The organism is Actinomadura sp. K4S16 (assembly GCF_008327685.1).
Lineage (GTDB): Bacteria > Actinomycetota > Actinomycetes > Streptosporangiales > Streptosporangiaceae > Spirillospora.
This window is the reverse complement of sequence record NZ_BDDE01000011.1, coordinates 864,765-882,228: the sequence shown is the minus strand read 5'-3', so window position 1 is coordinate 882,228 and position 17,464 is coordinate 864,765. Positions and strand designations below refer to the sequence as shown.

Sequence of the window (17,464 nt, the reverse complement as noted above, 5' to 3'; positions counted from 1 at the left end):
TCGGGAAGGGGGCGTAACGCCGGCATAACGCGATCCGGTTACGCCGGGGTTACCGGCCCGGGGATGGACTTGCGGTCGCCGCCGGCGCTCCGCCCGGCGGAGTCGACAAGGAGACCGACCGATGCGACGACAGACGCTCGCGGTGCTGGCGCTCGTCCCGGCCCTCGCCCTCGGCGTACAGGGCTGCGGGGTCCTGGACAAGGACGCGAAGGCGACGGGCACCGCCAAGAAGGCCAGCGACCTGGAGAAGATGCGGAAGTTCGCCCAGTGCATGCGCGACAACGGGGTGGACATGCAGGATCCGACCGACGACGGCCGGGTGGAGATCCGCTCGTCCGCCCAGCCGGGGCCGCCCGACCCGAAGGGCCCCGGCAAGGCGCCGAAGACGAACGGCAAGGCCGAAGCGGCGCAGAAGAAGTGCGCGCACCTCATGCCGAACGGCGGCAAGCCGCCGAAGGCCAGTCCTGAGGACCTCGCCAAGATGCGCGCGTTCGCCAAGTGCATGCGGGACAACGGCATCAGCAAGTTCCCCGATCCCGAACCGGATGGCGGCATCAAGATCCAGGCAGGCGGGGGCACCGGGCTCGACCCCCGGAGCCAGACGTTCAAGAAGGCGCAGGAGGCGTGCTCGAAGTACTCGCCGGACGGCGGCAAGGGACCCTCCACGACCGTTGGCAGGGGCTAGTGGCCAGGACGCGCACCATCGCGCTCGGCGCGGCCGGGGTGGTCGTGGCGGGCGGCGCCGGGCTCGCCACGGTCGGCCTCGGCGGCGGCGAACCCGCCGCCGACCGCGGCGCGCCACCGCCCGCTACGGCGGCGATCGAGCGGACGACGCTGGTCGAGACCCAGAACGTGGACGGGACGCTCGGCTACGGCGGCGCCCGCACCATCACGGGAACGGGGCACGGCACCCTCACCTGGCTGGCCGGGGCGGGGTCGGTCGTCTCCAGGGGCAGGTCGGTGTACCGGGTCGACAACAAGCCGGTCCCGCTGCTGTACGGAAGGCTGCCGCTGTACCGCACGCTCGCAGATGGGACGGAAGGCGCCGACGTCCTGCAGTTCGAGCGGAACCTGCGAGCACTCGGCTACACCGGCTTCACCGTCGACAAGACCTTCGACGGCTCCACCGCCGCGGCCGTGAAGCGCTGGCAGGACGACCTCGGGGTGACCGAGACCGGCCGGGTCGAGCCGGGCGCCGCCGTCGTCGCGCCGGGGCGGATCAGAGTCGACGAGCGCAAGGCGAGCGTCGGCGACCGCGTCGGCGGCCCCGTCCTCACCTACACCGGAACGAGCCGCGTCGTGACCGTCGACCTGGACGTGGAGTACCGGCGGCTCGCGAAGAAGGGCGGCGCGGTGGAGATCGAGCTGCCGTCCGGTGACACGGTCAAGGGGACGATCACCTCGGTCGGGAAGGTCGCCACGCAGGCGCAGGACGACCAGCCGGCGACCGTCGAGGTGCGGATCGCGGTCGCGGGCGGGAAGGAGATCGGGTCCTACGACAAGGCGCCCGTCGCGGTGCATCTCACCGCCAACCGCCACACCGACGTCCTCGCCGTGCCGATCGCGGCGCTGCTCGCGCAGGGGGACGGCGGTTACGCGGTCCAGGTCGTGGAGGGCGGGCGGGTCCGGACGGTGCCGGTCGAGACAGGCGCCTTCACCGACGGCAAGGTGGAGATCTCCGGATCGGGGCTGTCCGAGGGGATGAAGGTCGGAGTGCCCTCGTGAGCCCGGTCGTCGAACTGCGCGAGGTCACCAAGACCTATCCGGGCGGCGTCACGGCGCTGGACGCGGTGTCGCTGACCGTCGAGGAGCGCGAGCTGGTCGCGATCGTCGGGCCGTCCGGGTCGGGGAAGTCGACGATGCTGCACCTGCTCGGCACGCTCGACCGGCCGAGCGCGGGCACCGTCCTGGTCGAGGGGACGGACGTGTCGCGGCTGCCGGACCGGCGGCTGTCGGCGCTGCGCGCCCGGCGGATCGGCTTCGTGTTCCAGCAGTTCCATCTCGCCGCGGGCGTGAGCGCGCTCGACAACGTCGCGGACGGGCTCCTGTACGGGGGCGTGCCGCTGCCGCAGCGGCGCCGCAGGGCCCGCCGCGCCCTGGAGCGCGTCGGGCTCGGGCACCGGCTCGACCACCGGCCGCACCAGCTGTCCGGCGGCGAGAAGCAGCGGGTCGCGATCGCCCGCGCCGTGGTGGGGGAGCCCGCGATGCTGCTGGCGGACGAGCCGACCGGCGCGCTGGACTCCGCTTCCGGCGCGGGCGTCCTGGACCTGCTGCGGGAGCTGTCCGACGCCGGCACGACGGTCGTGCTCATCACGCACGACCGGGACATCGCCGCCCTGCTCCCACGGCAGGTGCGGATGCGCGACGGCAGGATCGTCCACGACGACGCACGGGTGGAGGCGACACGGTGAAGGGCGGCTCGGTGAAGACGACTCCCCGCGGGGACGGGCCGGTGCGGCTGGGGCCGCGCGACGTGCTGCGCGTCGGCGCCGCCGGCCTGCGATCCCGGCCGATGCGGGTGTTCCTGTCGGCCCTCGGCATCGCGATCGGCATCGCCGCGATGGTCGGCGTGGTCGGCATCTCGACCTCCAGCCGCGCCCAGCTCGAGGCCACCCTCGACCGGCTCGGCACCAACCTGCTCACCGTGGCGCCCGGCCGGGACTTCTTCGGCGAGGACTCGAAGCTGCCGAAGGAGTCGGTCGGCATGGTGGGCCGGATGCCGGACGTGGAGTCGGCGTCCGCGACGGCGAAGCTGGCGGACACCCACGTCTACCGCAACGACCGCATCCCGGAGGGGGAGAGCGGCGGGATCAGCGTCCTGGCGGCCCGTCTCGACCTGCCGAAGACCGTCGGCCTGACGGTCTCGGCGGGCACGTGGCTCAACGCGGGCACGGCCAAGTACCCGGCGGTGGTGCTCGGCGCGGAGACGGCCGGCCGGCTGGGGGTGTCGACGCCGAACGTCCAGGTGTGGCTCGGCTCCCAGTGGTTCACGGTGGTCGGCATCCTGGAACCGAACCAGCTGGCGCCGGAGCTGGACTCGGCCGCGCTGGTCGGCTGGGAGTCGGCGGCGGCGCACCTCGGCTTCGACGGCCACCCGACCACCGTCTACACCCGGGCCCGCAAGGACGCGGTGGTGAAGGTGCGGAACCTGCTGGCGGCGACCGCGAACCCGCAGGCGCCGACCGAGGTGCAGGTGAGCCGCCCCTCGGACGCGCTGACCGCGCAGGACGCCGCCGACAGGACGTTCACCGGGCTGCTCCTCGGCCTCGGCGGCGTTGCGCTGCTGGTCGGCGGCGTCGGCGTCGCCAACACGATGGTGATCTCGGTTCTGGAGCGGCGCGCCGAGATCGGGCTGCGCCGCTCGCTCGGCGCGACCCGCGGCCAGATAAGGCTGCAGTTCCTCACCGAGTCGCAGCTGCTCGCCGCACTCGGCGGCGTCGGCGGCGTGGCCATGGGCGTCGTGGTCACCGCGGTCTTCGCGGTGACGCAGGGCTGGCCGACGGTCGTCCCGGTGTGGGCGATGGCCGGCGGCATCGTCGCCACCCTCCTCATAGGCGGCGCCGCCGGCATCTACCCGGCCCTACGCGCAGCCCGCCTGGCCCCCACCGAGGCCCTGGCAACCCCGTAACCACCAAGGCAGGAACCCCAGCCCCCAAGGCAGGAAGCCCGGCCACCAAAGCAGGTAGCTCAACCATCAAGGAAGGGAGCCCAGCCCCCAAGGCAGAAAACCCAGCTCTCACGGGAGAAGGCTCGACCCCCACAGAAGGAGGCTCGGTCCCCACGGAAGGAGGCTCGGTCCCCCCGGAAGGAGGCTCAGCCCCACGGAAGGAAGCTGAACCCCACGGAAGGAAGCTGAGCCACGGCCGCGGGTCGGGCGGCCGGAAGGCGCTCTAAGCGCCTGGAGGTCGCCCGACCCGCCGAGCCGGGCGACCGCAGCGCCACGCAACAAACCCGCACGGGCACAACACACCGAAACCGTGGCGTGAGGATCGCCCGGCTCGCAACGGGGGTTCCAGGGGGTCGCCCCCCTGGGAAGACACCGCCCCCCTGGGAAGACACAGCTAGCGCACGCCGTAGAGGTGCTCCAGGGCGAGCTGGTCGAGGAGTTCGAAGGCGGTGCGGCGGGCGCCGAGGGCGTCGGCGTCGGCGGTGGCGTCGCGGACCGAGCGCCAGTCCTCGCCGTCGGCCAGGGTGGGCTGGGCGAGTTCCTCCAGCTTGGCCTGGCGCAGGGCGTCCTGGACGTCGGGGTCGGCGCGGAAGGCGCGGGCCTTCTCGCGCAGGATCAGCCAGTTGCGCATGCACGCGGCCGCCGACTCCCACACGCCCTCGTCGTCCTCGGTGCGCGGCGGCTTGAAGTCGAAGTGGATCGGGCCGTCGTAGTCGCTGCGGTCGATGAGGTCGACGACCCAGAACGCGCCGCGCGCGTTGCCGGCGCCGAAGCGCAGGTCCTGGTCGTAGCGGGGGCCGTGCTGCCCGTTCAGGTCGATGTGGAACAGCTTGCCCTGCCACAGCGCCTGCGCGAGGCCGTGCGCGTAGTTCAGCCCGGCCATCTCCTCGTGCCCGACCTCGGGGTTCAGCCCGACGGTGTCGGGGCGCTCCAGGGTCTGGATGAACGCGAGCGCGTGGCCGATGGTGGGCAGCAGGATGTCGCCGCGCGGCTCGTTCGGCTTCGGCTCGATCGCGAAGCGGAGGTCGTAGCCCTGGTCGGCGACGTAGGCGCCGAGGACGTCGAAGGCCTCCTTGTAGCGGTCCAGCGCCGCCTGGACGTCCTTGGCGGCCCCGGACTCGGCGCCCTCCCGCCCGCCCCAGCACACGTAGGTGCGGGCGCCGAGCTCGGCGGCCAGGTCCAGGTTGTCCATGACCTTGCGCAGCGCGAACCGGCGGACCTCGCGGTCGTTGGCGGTGAACGCGCCGTCCTTGAAGATCGGGTGGCCGAACAGGTTCGTGGTGGCGGTGGTGACCACGAGGCCCGTCTCGTCGAGGGCCTTCCTGAACGCGTCGATCGCGCCCTGCCGCTCGGCGGGCGTGGCGTCGAAGTCGAACACGTCGTTGTCGTGGAAGTTGACGCCGTAGGCGCCGATCTCGGCGAGCTTGCGGACGGCGCGGTCGGCGGGCATCGGCGGGCGGGTGCCGGGGCCGAACACGTCGACGCCCTGCCAGCCGACCGTCCAGACGCCGAACGAGAAGCGGTCCTCGGGGGTGGGGGTGTAGTCGCTCACGGGTTCCTCCTCAGATCTCCGGGGCGGCGTCGCGCAGCGCGGCGTAGCGTGCGCGGACCCCGGCATCGGTGCGGTCGGCGGTGTACTCGGTCGCGGGCGGCGCCGGCCAGGCGGGCGGTTCCGGCGTCCCGGCCAGCGCCCAGGCCGCCTGGCGGGCGGCGCCGAGCGCGACGTACTCGGCGGGCTCGGGGACCGTGACCGGCATCCCGAAGATCGCCGGGGCGAGGGTCCGGACGGCGGCGGCGCGGGCGCCGCCGCCGATCAGCAGGACGCGGCGCGGCCGGGCGCCGTGCGCGGCGAGATGGTCGACGGCGTCGGCGAGCGAGCACAGCAGCGCCTCCACGGCGGCCCGCGCGAGGTTCTCCCGCGTCGCGTTGGACGTGGTGAGCCCCGCGAGCACGCCGGTGGCGTCCGGGCGGTCGGGGGTGCGCTCGCCGTCGAGGTAGGGGAGCAGCGTCAGGCCGCCCGCGCCCGGTTCGGCGGCGAGAGCCAGCGCGGACAACTCGTCCAGCGCGGCCCCGGTCAGCGCGGCGGCGGCCGAGAGGATCCGCGCGGCGTTCAGCGTGCAGACGAGTGGAAGGAACCGGCCGGTGGCGTCGGCGAACCCCGCGACGAGCCCGGCCGGGTCGGCCGCGGGCTCGCCGGCGACCGCGAACGCCGTGCCGGAGGTGCCGATCGAGACGACCGCGTCGCCGGGCTCTAGGCCGAGGCCGAGCGCGGCGCCCATGTTGTCGCCGGTGCCGGGGGCGAGGACCGCGCCCCAGGGGGTCTCGCCGACGCGCTCGCCGGGCGCGGCGACGCGGGGCGTCGCGGCGTCGCGGCCGAGCGCGGCGCGCAGCAGGTCCGGCAGGTAGGCGCCGGTCGCGGGGGACCAGTAGCCGGTGCCGGACGCGTCGCCCCGGTCGGTCACCGGCTCGGACGCGCCGAGCCGCAGCGTGAGCCAGTCGTGCGGGAGCATGACCTGCTCGGTGCGGCGCGCGTGGTCCGGCTCGTGCTCGGCCATCCAGCGCAGCTTGGTCACGGTGAACGACGCGAGCGGCACGCTGCCGGTCCGCTCCGCCCAGGCCTTCGCGCCGCCGAACTCCTCGACGAGGGCGCGGGCCTGCGGCGCCGAGCGGGTGTCGTTCCACAGCAGCGCGGGCCGGACGACCTCGCCCGCGCCGTCGAGCGCGACCATGCCGTGCTGCTGCGCGGCGACGGCGACCGCGTCGGCGCGTTCGAGCAGCTCCCGGACCTGCGACAGCGCGCTCCACCAGTGGTCGGGGTGGCACTCGGTACCGTCCGGATGGGGGGCGGAGGCGGTCGCGACCACGGCGCCGTCCTCGGCGCGGCACAGCACGGCCTTCGTCGACTGCGTCGAGGAGTCGACGCCCGCGACCAGGCTCTCGGGCATCGTCCCGCCTTTCGTAAAGAGCTTGGACTAATTAACCTAGCAGAGGGTCTCGGCCCTGCCTATACACGCGATTCATTTAGGGTTTGCCCATGACGAAGTCCGCCAACGCCCCCGTCCGGCACGCGACGATGCGCGAGCGGAACCTCGCCGTCGTCCTGGAGCACGTGGCCCGCCACCAGCCCGTGACGCGGGCGCGCCTGGCCGAGCTGACCGGCTTCACCAAGACGACGGTGTCCAACCTCGTCTCCCTGCTGGAGGGCGCGGGCCTGGTGCGGGACGGCGCGCCGGTGCACGAGGGGGAGCGCGGACGCCCCGGCGTGGGCGTGTCCGTCCACGGCGACGGCGCCGCCGGACTCGGCCTGGAGGTCAACGTCGACTACCTCTCCGCCTGCGTCCTCGACCTCGCCAAGCAGGTCCGCTACCGGCACGTGGTCAGCTCCGACAACCGCGGTCGCGAGCCCGGCGCCGTCCTCGCCGCGCTGTCCGCGCTCGCGGGCGAGGCGGTCGCCGCCGCCGCGGGGCAGGGCCTGACCGTCGCCGGCGCCGCGGTCGCCCTGCCCGGCCTGCTCGACCGCGAGAACGGGGTGGTGCGGCACGCACCGAACCTCGGCTGGACGGACGTCCCCGTCACCGGCGTGCCGGGCCTGGCGACCGCGCTGCCCGCCGAGTACGACAACGAGGCCAACCTGGCGGCCCTCGGCGAGCTGTGGTTCGGCGGCGGTGCCCGGTTCGGCGACTTCGTGCACGTCTCGGGGGAGATCGGGATCGGCGCCGGGATCGTCGTGGACGGGCGGGTGTTCCGCGGCGCGCACGGCTTCGCCGGCGAGCTCGGGCATCTGGTGGCCGACCCGTCCGGCCCCGCCTGCTCCTGCGGCGGGCGCGGCTGCCTGGAGCAGGTCGCCGGGCAGGAGGCGATGCTGCGCGCGGCGGGCCTGCCGGCGACGCGGCCCGCGGCAGGGCCGGAGGGGTCGGTCGGCCGGCTGGTCGACCGCCTCGACGCGGGCGACGCGGCGGCACTGGAGGCGGTGGCCCGGGCGGGGCGCGCGCTCGGCGGCGCCCTGGCCTCGGTCGTCAACCTGATCGACCCGGACACCGTCGTGCTCGGCGGGGTCTTCTCCCCGCTCGCCGCCTGGATCCGGCCCCCGCTGGAGGGCGTCCTCGCGGCGGGGCTGGGCTCGCTGCGGCGCGGCGCGCCGCCGGTCGAGGTCTCCGGCCTGGCCGAGGGCGCCGCGGTCCTCGGCGCCGCGGGCCTCGTCGTGCAGCGCGTGATCGCCGACCCCGCGCTGCTCCTCTAGAGCGGGCGGTACTCGAACCAGTCGAAGTCGGCGCGGCCGCCGCCCGCCCGGCCGTTGGACGTCGCGTAGAGGCCGATGTAGGCGCCGGTGAAGCCGCCCGCGACCTGGCTGCTGAGGATGTCGCCGTCCACCGGGCCGCCGAGCGGCGTCCACTCGCCCGGAGCGATGCCGTAGAACGCCTGGTACCAGCGTCCGTGCGCCTCGAAGCCCAGCCGGACGGCTCCTCGCACGGCGGGCCCCTCGGCGAGCACGGTCTCGACCCCCCGCTCGCGCTTGACCAGGCGAAGCCCCAGTTCCGTCGACACCAGCAGGACGTGGAAGTCGTTGTTCTGGACGAGGGCGAGCCCGGCCCACTCCTCGTCGGCCGGTGCGAAGTCGAGCGAGGTGAAGGCGGCGAAGTCGGGGTGCTGCTGGCGCCGCCCGACGAACGACGGGTTCGCCGCGTCCGCGAGCGTCTCCGGACGGGCGCGCAGCCGCAGATGCCCGGGGCGCTCGGTCAGGTTCCACCAGCGTTCGCGCGGCGTCCGCAGCATGTTCCAGGCGGCGCCGAGTTCGGGCCCGTCGAAGTGGTCGCATGCCGGGGCGGCGGGCCACGGGTGCGGCGGCAGCGACGGGACCGGGTGGCTCGGCTCGATCCGCCCGCCGGTCACCGGCCAGCCGTCCTCCCAGGTGACCGGGGTCAGGAAGGTCTCCCGGCCGAGGACGCACCGGTCGAGGTGGTGCGGGCGCATCGCGAGCAGGACCATCCACCATTCGCCGTCCGGCGTGTCCACGAGGTCGGCGTGCCCCGCCCCGACGACCGGATGCCCGCTCCCGAGGTTGCGGTGGGTCAGCACCGGATTGCGCGGGTTCCCCTCGTAGGGGCCGGTGACGGCGTCGGCGCGGGCGACCATCACCGCGTGGTCGAGCGCGGTGCCGCCCTCGGCCGTGAGCAGGACGTACCGGCCGCCGATCTTGTAGAGGTGGGAGCCCTCGGACCAGATCGCCCCCTTCACCGCACCGTCCCAGATGACGTGCTCCTCGCCGGTCAGCGCGAGGGCCGCCGGGTCGAACTCGCGCAGCCAGATCTCGGTGTGCCCCTCGTACCGCCCCGTCGGCCGGGTGCCGGTGCACCACGCGCGGCCGTCGTCGTCGAAGAACAGGGACGGGTCGATGCCGTCGCCGTCCAGCCGGTGCGCCTCCGACCACGGCCCGGCCGGGTCGGAGGCGGTCATCACGAAGTGCCCGGACCACCGCGTCCCGTCCACGAGCGTGCAGACCAGGTAGAAGGTCCCGTCGTGGTGGCGAAGGGTCGGCGCGTACAGCCCGCCGGACGCCGGGACCCCGTCCAGCGGCAGCTGGCCGGCCCGGTCGAGCGCGTGCCCCACCTGGCGCCAGTGCACGAGGTCGCGGCTGTGGAACACCGGGAGTCCGGGGAACCACTCGAACGTCGAGGTCACGAGGTAGAAGTCGGCGCCCACGCGGCAGACCGTCGGGTCGGGGTGGCAGCCCGGCAGTACGGGGTTGCGGAACGCGGTCACAGCGGCGTCACCTCCACCGGGACGGTGAGGACCCGGTCCGGGCCGAGCTCGCGGACGGGTCCGTCGAGCGTGAACGAGCCGCGCAGCGGCAGGTCGGCGCTCGACCGGCCCACGGCGACCTCGATGGCGCCGGGCTCGACGATGCGCCGCAGGCCGGCGCCGGTGAAGGAGGTCCGGTCGGCGTGCACCCGGAACCCGACCCGCGCCGCCTCTCCCGGCTCCAGCCGCACCCTGGCCCATCCGGCGAGCCAGCGCGCGGGCCGCACCACCGACGCGACCGGGTCGGACAGGTACAGCTGCGCGACCTCCGTCCCGGCCCGCTCCCCGGTGTTCCGGACGACCGCGCTGACCGTCACCGCCCCGTCGGTCGCCGCCCGCTCGTCCGCGCGCAGGTCCTCGTACTCGAACGACGTCCAGGTCAGCCCGTGGCCGAACGGGTAGAGCGGGAGGGGGTCGACCACGCTCCAGTCGTGCCCGCCGTCCATCAGCGACCGCAGGTAGGTGACCGGCGGGCCGGACGCGCGGCGCGGCACGCTGATCGGCATCCGCCCCGACGGCTCGACCCGGCCCGACAGGACCCCCGCGACGGCCCCGCCGCCCTCCTCGCCGGGGAAGAACGCCTGCACGACGGCGGCGGCCCGGTCGGCCAGGGACTCGATCGCGTACGGGCGCCCGGTCAGCATCACCAGGACCGTCGGCGTGCCGGTGTCCAGGACCGCCGCGGCCAGTTCGGCCTGCCGTCCGGGCAGCGCGAGCGTCTCGGCGTCGCAGCCCTCGCCGGACGTGCCGCGGCCGAAGAGCCCGGCCCGGTCGCCGAGGGCGAGGACGCACACCTCGGCGTCGCGCGCCGCCGCCACGGCCGCCTCGATGTCGGCGTCGGTGACGAACACGTCGCCCGAGGCGGCGACCCGCACGTCGGGCAGATCGGCGCGCAGGGCGTCCGCCAGCGTGGGGATCGGCACGCCGAGCGGCAGCTCCGGGTGCTCGCGGCCCACGTGGCTCGGGAACGTGTAGCAGCCCAGCATCGCGAACGGGTCGTCCGCGAGCGGCCCCGCCAGCACCACCCCGGAGCCGGAGCGCAGCGGCAGCACGCCGTCGTTCGCCAGCAGGACGACCGACTCCTCGGCCAGCCGCCGGGCCAGGTCCCTGTGCCCGGGGGGATCGAAGTCCGGGTCCGCCCCGTCGCCTTCGCCGGCGGGCCCGTCCAGCAGGCCGAGTTCGGCCTTGAGGGTCAGGACGCGGCCGGCCGCGCGGTCGAGCAGCTCCTCGGGCAGGGCGCCCCGCCGGATCGTCTCGATCAGCGGCTCGCCGTAGCAGCGGACGGTCGGCAGCTCCATGTCGATCCCGGCGCGCAGCGCGAGCGCGGCGGCCTCGCCGCGCGACCCCGCCACCCGGTGCCGGCTCTGCAGGAACGAGATGCCGAAGTAGTCGGCGACGACGACGCCTGTGAAGCCGAGCTCCTCGCGCAGCAGGCCGGTCATCAGGCGCTCGTCGGCCGCGGCGGGCATCCCGTCCACGTCGGTGTAGGAGTGCATGACCGAGCGGGCGCCGCCGTCGCGCAGCGCCATCACGAACGGCTCCAGCACGACGTCGGTGAACTCGCGCGGGCCGATCGGCGTCGGCGCCATGTTCCGGCCGGCGCGGGACGCGGAGTACCCGGCGAAGTGCTTGAGCGTGGTGACGATGCCGGACCGTTCCAGGGCGCTCACGTAGGCCGTGCCGAGGACGCCGACGAGGTACGGGTCCTCGCCGATGCACTCCTCCGTCCGCCCCCAGCGGGCGTCGCGGACGACGTCCAGCACGGGCGCGAGGCCCTGGTGGACGCCGGCCGCCCGCATGCTCGCCCCGATCGCGGCGGCCATCTCGCCGACCAGCTCGGGGTCGAAGGTGGCGCCCCACGCGGGCGGGCTGGGGAACACCGTGGCGCCCCACGTCATGAAGCCGTTGAGGCATTCCTCGTGCGCGATCGCCCGGATGCCGAACCGGTTGCCCGCGGCGACGCGGGCCTGGAGCTCGCGGAGCCGGGCGGCGCCCTCGGCCGCCGCGACCGGCCCGGTGCCGAACACGCGGGTGAGCTGGCCTAGGCCGCGGTCGAGGATCTCCTCCAGGGGCGGGGCGTCCTCGTGGGAGTCGTCCTCCATCGGCGCCACGGGCTCGCCCGGTTCGGCGGGCATCGCCCAGAAGCCGGCGAGCTGGCCCGCCTTCTCCTCGGGAGTCATCCTGGCCAGCAGGTCGGCGACCCGCTCGGCGACCGGCAGGCCGCGGTCCTGCCAGGGGCCGCGGGTCGTGCTCGGGGCGGGGGCGGCTTCGGTCATCGTTCCTCCGGGTGGGACGACCAGGCGGGGAGGCGGGGGTGATGCGGTGGAGGCGCGGACGCGCAGGTCGGTGGCCGGCTTCACGCGGGCGGGCGGCGGCGCGGTGGAGGCGCGGACGCGCAGGTCGGTGGCCAGCTCCACGCGGGGGGCCAGCGGCGGCCGCCCGTCCAGGAGCTGGAGCAGGGTGCGGGCCGCGACGCGGCCCATCTCCTCCAGCGGCTGCCGGACCGTCGTCAGCGGCGGCGACAGCCACTCGCAGGTCGGCAGGTCGTCGAAGCCGACGACGCTGAGGTCCTCGGGGATGGACAGCCCGGCGAGCCGGGCCGCCTGGTAGGCGCCCATGGCCTGCTCGTCGCTGCCCGCGAAGACCGCGGTGGGCCGCCGGGGCAGCGCCAGCAGCTCGCGGGTGCGGGCGTAGCCGCCGCGGTGGTGGAAGTCGCCGTACCGGACGAGGTCCTTGTCGACCTCGATCCCGGCGCGCTCCAGCGCGGTCCGGTAGCCGTCCACGCGGGCCTTCGTGCAGAGGATGCCGGCCGGTCCGCCGATCATCGCGATGCGGCGGTGGCCGAGCCCGATGAGGTGCTCGGTGGCGGCGAGCCCGCCCGCCCAGTTGGTCGCCCCGACGCTGGCGATCCCGGTGTCCGGGATGTTCACCGGGTCCACCAGGACGAGGCCGACTCCGGCCCGCTCCAGCTGCTGGAGCTGGCGCGGGGTCATCCGGGACGTCACCAGGATGACCCCGTCGCTGTGGTGCAGCGCGGGCAGGTTCTGCCAGCTCGGGGGGCGGGCGTCGTCCTCGCGCACCAGCGAGACGACCACGCCGGCGCCGTGCTCGGCGCACTCGGCCTCCACCCCGCGCAGGATCTCCACCGCCCACGGGCTGTCCAGGCCGGCCAGGACCAGGTCGATCAGGCCGGATCTGCGGGCCCGCCGGGTGCCGCCGGGGCCCGGGTAGTTGTGGCGGCGCAGCAGCGCCTCCACGCGCTCGCGGGTGGCGGCGGCGACGTCGGTGCGGCCGTTCAGGACCTTGGAGACCGTGGCGGGGGAGACGCCCGCCTCGGACGCGATCAGTGCCAGCGTCGGCCGGGACGGCCGGTCCGGCATCTCGTCGGTGGTGCGCACGGGCACGCTTCACTCCTCCCCGGGGAAACGATTGCGAACAGTATCGCAATGTTTCGAACTCTCCTAGCCCCCGTACCGAACCTTCCACCGGTTTCATTCCGGTCTTTCGCCGCGGAAGTCTTGACCCTGGAGAGCCGCTTTCTTAGAGTTCCACGGCAACGGCGAGCTTCGAAGCATTTCGAAAAGTTTCGAACGAGCGTCCTCGCCCCACCCGCTCCAGGCCGAGCCCACCCCCGATCCAGGAGGCCACCCATGGGCATTCCACCGCTGTCGCGCCGTTCCTTCCTCACCGCGGTCTCCGCGGGCGCCGTGCTGGCCACGGCCGCGCCCATGCTCGCCGCCTGCGGCGACGGCGACTCCGGGTCGGGAGGCGGCAAGGTGACCGTCGAGTGGATGGACATCGCGACCACCGAGCCGTCCAAGTCGCTCTATCCGCAGATCGCCAAGGCCTACGAGGCCGCGCACCCGAACGTCAAGATCAAGCTCACCAACCTGGAGAACGAGGCGTACAAGTCGAAGATGACGGCGCTCGTCGCCTCCGGGAAGCTGCCGGACGTCTACGTGACCTGGGGCGGCGGCGTGCTCAAGCAGCAGATCGACGCGGGGCTGGTCAAGAGCCTCGACAAGGACGGGGCGAGCCTGCTGGGCACCATCACCCCGGTCTCGCAGAAGCCGTACCAGTTCGACGGCAAGACCTACGCCGTCCCGTACGACATGGGCATGGTGGGCTTCTGGTACAACAAGCGGCACTTCGAGAAGGCCGGGATCAAGGAGCCCCCGAAGACCTGGGCGGAGTTCCTGGACGCCGTCCGCAAGCTCAAGGGCGCCGGGGTCACCCCCATCGCGCTGGCCGGCAAGGACAAGTGGCCCGGCCACTACTACTGGGCCTACCTGGCGATGCGCGTCGGCGGGATGGCCGCCATGGAGCAGGCCGCGAAGGGCAACGACTTCAACGCGCCGGCGTTCGTCCAGGCCGGGCAGCACCTCAAGGAACTGGTCGACCTGCAGCCCTTCCAGAGCGGATTCCAGAACGCCGGCTACGACACGCCAGGAGGCCAGGCCGCCACCATGGGCTCCGGCAAGGCCGGCATGGAGCTGATGGGGCAGTGGGCGCCCGCGGTGCAGAAGGACGCCTCGGGCAAGGGCATCGGCGACGACCTCGGCTGGTTCCCCTTCCCGACCGTCGACGGGGGACAGGGCTCGGTCACCGACGTGTTCGGCGGCGGTAACGGGCACGCGCTCAGCAAGAACGCCCCCAAGGAGGCGCTGGACTTCCTGGCCTTCCTCATGAACAACGAGAACGAGCGCAAGCTCGTCTCCTCCGGCGCCTTCATGCCGGTCGTCAAGGGCGCCGAGAGCGCGCTCGGCGACGAGAACCGCAAGCAGGTCGCCCAGGCGCTGAACGGTTCCAGCGGGTTCCAGCTCTACCTGGACCAGGCCTTCCCGCCCGCCGTCGGGCAGCAGGTCAACGACAGCGTCGCGGCCCTCGTCGGCGGCAAGAAGACGCCCGACGAGGTGGCGCAGCAGGTGACGAAGGCGGCCAAGAGCCAATGACGTTGTCCGCCACGACCGACGACCGGCCGCGGTTCGCCGCGCGGGCCCCGCGCAAGCGGGCCCGCGGGGCGCCGGCCGGGCGGCTGCGCGGCTGGATGTCCGCCACCTGGTTCCTCCTGCCGGCGCTGCTGCTGTTCTTCTTCTTCGTGCTGATCCCGATCTTCGTCGCGTTCTACACGAGCTTCTTCACCTGGGGCGGCTTCGGCCGGCCCGAGGACTTCGCCGGGCTCGGCAACTACCGGAAGCTCGCCGGCGACCCCGTCTTCCGGGGCGACCTGTGGCGCGGCCTGGTCCTGGTCGTCCTGTCGATCGTCATCCAGCTGCCGATCGCGCTCGGCACCGCCGTGCTGCTGAACCAGCGGATGCGCGGCCGCGCGGTCTACCGGGCGGTCTTCTTCGCGCCCTACATCCTCTCCGAGGTGATCGCCGGCGTCCTGTTCGGCATCATCCTCCTCCCGGAGACCGGTCTCGCCGACCGGCTCGTCGGCGGCCTGCCGGTCGTCGGGAACCTCGCCGGGACGTGGTTCTCCGACCCGAGCACCGCGCTGCCCACCCTGTTCGCCGTCCAGACCTGGAAGTACTTCGGCTTCCACATGATGATCTACCTCGCCGGGCTGCAGGGCATCCCCGGCGAGGTGCTGGAGGCCGCCTCGATCGACGGGGCCGGGCCGTGGCGGCGGTTCCGCAGCGTCACGCTGCCGCTCCTCGGGCCGACGCTGCGGATCAGCGTGTTCCTGTCCGTCATCGGCTCGATCCAGCTGTTCGACCTCGTGTGGGTCACCACGACCGGCGGGCCGACGAATTCCACGGAGACGATGGCCGTCACCATGTTCCAGTTCGGTTTCAAGCGGTACCAGATGGGCTACGCGAGCGCGATCAGCGTGGCCATGTTCCTCATCAGCATGGTCTTCTCCCTGCTCTACCAGCGCTACGCGCTGCGCCGCGACCTGCAGGGCGCCGTCACCTCCGCGGGAGGCCGCCGATGAGGGCGGGCATCGCGCGGAGCGCGTCCCGGCACACCCTGGTGTGGGTGCTCGGCTCCTTCATCGTCGTCCCGCTGCTGTACGCGGTCGTCTCCGGCTTCAAGACCACGGGCGACCTCACCACGGACCCGATCGGGCTGCCCTCGCCGTGGCGGGTGTCGAACTACACCGGCATCCTGTCGTCCGGCGACTTCTGGCGGCAGATCGCCAACAGCGTGATGATCGCCGTGGCCACCACGCTGCTCACCGTCGCGGCGGCGGCGCTGGCGGCGTTCGCGTTCGCCCGCTACGCCTTCCGGGGCCGGGAGTTCTTCTTCACGCTGTTCGCGGCAGGGCTGATGTTCCCGCCCGCCGTGGCGGTGCTCCCGCTGTTCGTCCTGCTGCGCTCGTTCGGCCTGCTGGACAACCCGCTCGGCATCATCCTGCCGCAGGCCGCGTTCGCGCTGCCCATCACGATCATCATCCTGCGCTCGTTCTTCCGGACGATCCCGGCCGAGCTGGAGGAGGCCGCCATCATGGACGGCTGCACCCGCTTCGGGTTCTTCTGGCGCATCCTGCTGCCCATGGCGAGGCCCGCCCTCGGCACCGTGTCGGTCCTCGCCATCGTGACGAGCTGGAACAACTTCTTCCTCCCGCTCCTGGTGCTGGCCGATCCGAAGTGGCAGACGATCCCGGTCGGCATCCAGCAGTTCCAGGGCCAGTACTCGACCAACTACGCGCTCGTCATCGCCTACATCGTGCTCGCGATGGTGCCCGCCATCGCCTTCTACGCCGTGGCCGAGCGCCAGCTGATCGGAGGGCTCACCGCGGGCGCGACGAAGGGCTGAACCCCCGCGGGCGCGCCCGCGGCGCACCCGGCCGGGTCCCGTCCCGGCGGCCGATGAAAGCCTGAAAGGCCCGTTCACGGGCCTTGCGGCGCGGAGTTAGCTTCCGCTGGAAAGCACTCTCCTCGGCCCGGTGACGGGAGGAACATGGGCAAGCGACGACGAAGGGCACTGGCCGCGGGGGCGGTGCTCGGCCCCGCGATGATCGCCGGTGCGCTGCTGACGGCCGCGCCGGCGTCCGCGCACGGCGCGATGATGGTGCCCGGCAGCCGCACCTACCTGTGCTGGAAGGACGGCCTGAGCCCGACCGGGCAGATCGTCCCGCACAACCCGGCCTGCGCGGCGGCGGTCGCGCAGAGCGGGCCCAACTCGCTCTACAACTGGTTCGCCGTGCTGCGCTCGGACGGAGCCGGCCGCACCCGCGGCTTCATCCCGGACGGGAAGCTGTGCAGCGGCGGCGCGGTCGTCTACGACTTCAGCGGCTACGACCTCGCCCGCGACGACTGGCCGGTCACGCACCTGACCTCGGGGGGCGAGATCGAGTTCCGGTACAACAAGTGGGCGGCCCATCCGGGAACGTTCCGCACCTACGTCACGAAGGACAGCTGGAGCCCGACCCGGCCCCTCAGCTGGGACGACCTGGAGGACCAGCCGTTCTACAGCGTCACCGACCCGCCGAGCGTCGGCTCGCCCGGCAACGAGGACGCCTACTACCACTGGAACGCCAGGCTGCCGTCCGGCAAGAGCGGGCGCCACATCCTCTACACCGTGTGGCAGCGCTCGGACAGCAACGAGACGTTCTACGGCTGCTCCGACGTGGTCTTCGACGGCGGCAACGGCGAGGTGACCGGCGTCGGCGAGGACGGCGGCGGCCCGACCGACCCGCCCACGGACCCGCCGGGCGACCCCGGCAAGGTCTGCAAGGCCGGCTACCGCTCCACCGGCAGCTGGAACGGCGGCTACCAGGGAGAGATCACGGTCACCAACACCGGCACGCTCCCGCTCGCCGGCTGGATGGCCCACTTCACCTTCGCCAACGGCGAGACGGTCGACAGCCTGTGGAACGGAAGCTTCACGCAGTCCGGCCCCGACGTCACGGTCAAGAACGCGGCCTACAACGGCTCTCTCGCCGTGGGCGCGTCGACCACGTTCGGGTTCACGGTGAAGGCGCCGACCTCGCCTACCGCACTGGAACCGCACTGCATGACCTCCTGAGGCCCGAGCGGAACGTGGCCCGCG

13 protein-coding genes are annotated in these 17,464 nt (G+C 73.5%); 9 read left to right on the top strand and 4 right to left on the bottom strand.

Annotation, left to right across the window (positions count from 1 at the left end):
* Window positions 1-121 precede the first annotated feature (121 nt).
* From K4S16_RS11210 to K4S16_RS11195, 4 genes are read left to right on the top strand one after another with little or no spacing between them, the layout of a single operon-like run.
* The gene (locus K4S16_RS11210) at window positions 122-685 is read left to right on the top strand and encodes a hypothetical protein (RefSeq protein WP_149258758.1); all 564 of its coding nucleotides are present in this window, start codon (window positions 122-124) and stop codon (window positions 683-685) included.
* On the top strand, window positions 685-1,725 hold the full coding sequence (locus tag K4S16_RS11205) for a peptidoglycan-binding protein (protein ID WP_149258757.1): 1,041 nt from the start codon (window positions 685-687) through the stop codon (window positions 1,723-1,725). Before K4S16_RS11210 ends, K4S16_RS11205 begins: the two co-directional genes overlap by 1 nt.
* On the top strand, window positions 1,722-2,411 hold the full coding sequence (locus K4S16_RS11200; RefSeq protein ID WP_149258756.1) for an ABC transporter ATP-binding protein: 690 nt from the start codon (window positions 1,722-1,724) through the stop codon (window positions 2,409-2,411). Before K4S16_RS11205 ends, K4S16_RS11200 begins: the two co-directional genes overlap by 4 nt.
* Window positions 2,412-2,422: 11 nt before the next feature.
* The gene (locus tag K4S16_RS11195; RefSeq protein WP_235036711.1) at window positions 2,423-3,628 is read left to right on the top strand and encodes an ABC transporter permease; all 1,206 of its coding nucleotides are present in this window, start codon (window positions 2,423-2,425) and stop codon (window positions 3,626-3,628) included.
* Between the two features lie 433 nt (window positions 3,629-4,061).
* On the opposite strand, the gene xylA is transcribed toward K4S16_RS11195, so the two are convergent.
* Window positions 4,062-5,219: a xylose isomerase gene (gene xylA / locus K4S16_RS11190; protein WP_200841800.1), complete on the bottom strand. Its 1,158-nt coding sequence runs from the start codon at window positions 5,217-5,219 to the stop codon at window positions 4,062-4,064.
* 10 nt (window positions 5,220-5,229) lie between these two features.
* Complete coding sequence (gene xylB, locus K4S16_RS11185; protein WP_149258754.1) at window positions 5,230-6,612, bottom strand: xylulokinase; 1,383 nt, start codon at window positions 6,610-6,612, stop codon at window positions 5,230-5,232.
* An 89-nt stretch (window positions 6,613-6,701) separates the two neighbouring features.
* Between xylB and K4S16_RS11180 the strand changes: the two genes are divergently transcribed.
* Complete coding sequence (locus K4S16_RS11180; RefSeq protein ID WP_149258753.1) at window positions 6,702-7,907, top strand: ROK family transcriptional regulator; 1,206 nt, start codon at window positions 6,702-6,704, stop codon at window positions 7,905-7,907.
* Here the strand turns inward: K4S16_RS11180 and K4S16_RS11175 are convergent.
* Window positions 7,904-9,427 (bottom strand): glycoside hydrolase family 43 protein, encoded by a 1,524-nt coding sequence (locus tag K4S16_RS11175; RefSeq protein ID WP_149258752.1) that lies wholly within the window; start codon window positions 9,425-9,427, stop codon window positions 7,904-7,906. The two genes, K4S16_RS11180 and K4S16_RS11175, sit on opposite strands and share 4 nt — an antisense overlap.
* Window positions 9,424-12,870, bottom strand: a complete 3,447-nt coding sequence (locus K4S16_RS46785; RefSeq protein WP_149258751.1) for a glycoside hydrolase family 3 N-terminal domain-containing protein — start codon at window positions 12,868-12,870, stop codon at window positions 9,424-9,426. Before K4S16_RS46785 ends, K4S16_RS11175 begins: the two co-directional genes overlap by 4 nt.
* Window positions 12,871-13,116: 246 nt before the next feature.
* On the opposite strand from K4S16_RS46785, the gene K4S16_RS11165 reads away from it, so the two are divergent.
* The 4 genes from K4S16_RS11165 (at window position 13,117) to K4S16_RS11150 (ending at window position 17,440) form a co-directional block, all read left to right on the top strand.
* Window positions 13,117-14,418 carry an extracellular solute-binding protein gene (locus K4S16_RS11165; RefSeq protein WP_149258750.1) on the top strand — a complete coding sequence of 434 codons (1,302 nt, stop codon included), beginning with the start codon at window positions 13,117-13,119 and terminating at the stop codon, window positions 14,416-14,418.
* Entirely contained in the window at window positions 14,415-15,404 is a 990-nt protein-coding gene (locus K4S16_RS11160) for a carbohydrate ABC transporter permease (protein ID WP_149258749.1), read from the top strand. Before K4S16_RS11165 ends, K4S16_RS11160 begins: the two co-directional genes overlap by 4 nt.
* A complete protein-coding gene (locus tag K4S16_RS11155) occupies window positions 15,401-16,228 on the top strand; it encodes a carbohydrate ABC transporter permease (RefSeq protein WP_149258748.1) in 828 nt (275 codons plus the stop codon). Before K4S16_RS11160 ends, K4S16_RS11155 begins: the two co-directional genes overlap by 4 nt.
* A gap of 144 nt (window positions 16,229-16,372) precedes the next feature.
* The gene (locus K4S16_RS11150) at window positions 16,373-17,440 is read left to right on the top strand and encodes a lytic polysaccharide monooxygenase (protein ID WP_149258747.1); all 1,068 of its coding nucleotides are present in this window, start codon (window positions 16,373-16,375) and stop codon (window positions 17,438-17,440) included.
* Window positions 17,441-17,464: the final 24 nt, after the last annotated feature.

Coding starts and splice junctions, on each gene's coding strand:
- K4S16_RS11210 (WP_149258758.1), top strand. CDS start 122: ATGCGACGACAGACGCTCGCGGTGCTGGCGCTCGTCCCGGCCCTCGCC.
- xylB (WP_149258754.1), bottom strand. CDS start 6,612: ATGCCCGAGAGCCTGGTCGCGGGCGTCGACTCCTCGACGCAGTCGACG.
- K4S16_RS11180 (WP_149258753.1), top strand. CDS start 6,702: ATGACGAAGTCCGCCAACGCCCCCGTCCGGCACGCGACGATGCGCGAG.
- K4S16_RS11165 (WP_149258750.1), top strand. CDS start 13,117: ATGGGCATTCCACCGCTGTCGCGCCGTTCCTTCCTCACCGCGGTCTCC.
- K4S16_RS11160 (WP_149258749.1), top strand. CDS start 14,415: ATGACGTTGTCCGCCACGACCGACGACCGGCCGCGGTTCGCCGCGCGG.
- K4S16_RS11155 (WP_149258748.1), top strand. CDS start 15,401: ATGAGGGCGGGCATCGCGCGGAGCGCGTCCCGGCACACCCTGGTGTGG.
- K4S16_RS11150 (WP_149258747.1), top strand. CDS start 16,373: ATGGGCAAGCGACGACGAAGGGCACTGGCCGCGGGGGCGGTGCTCGGC.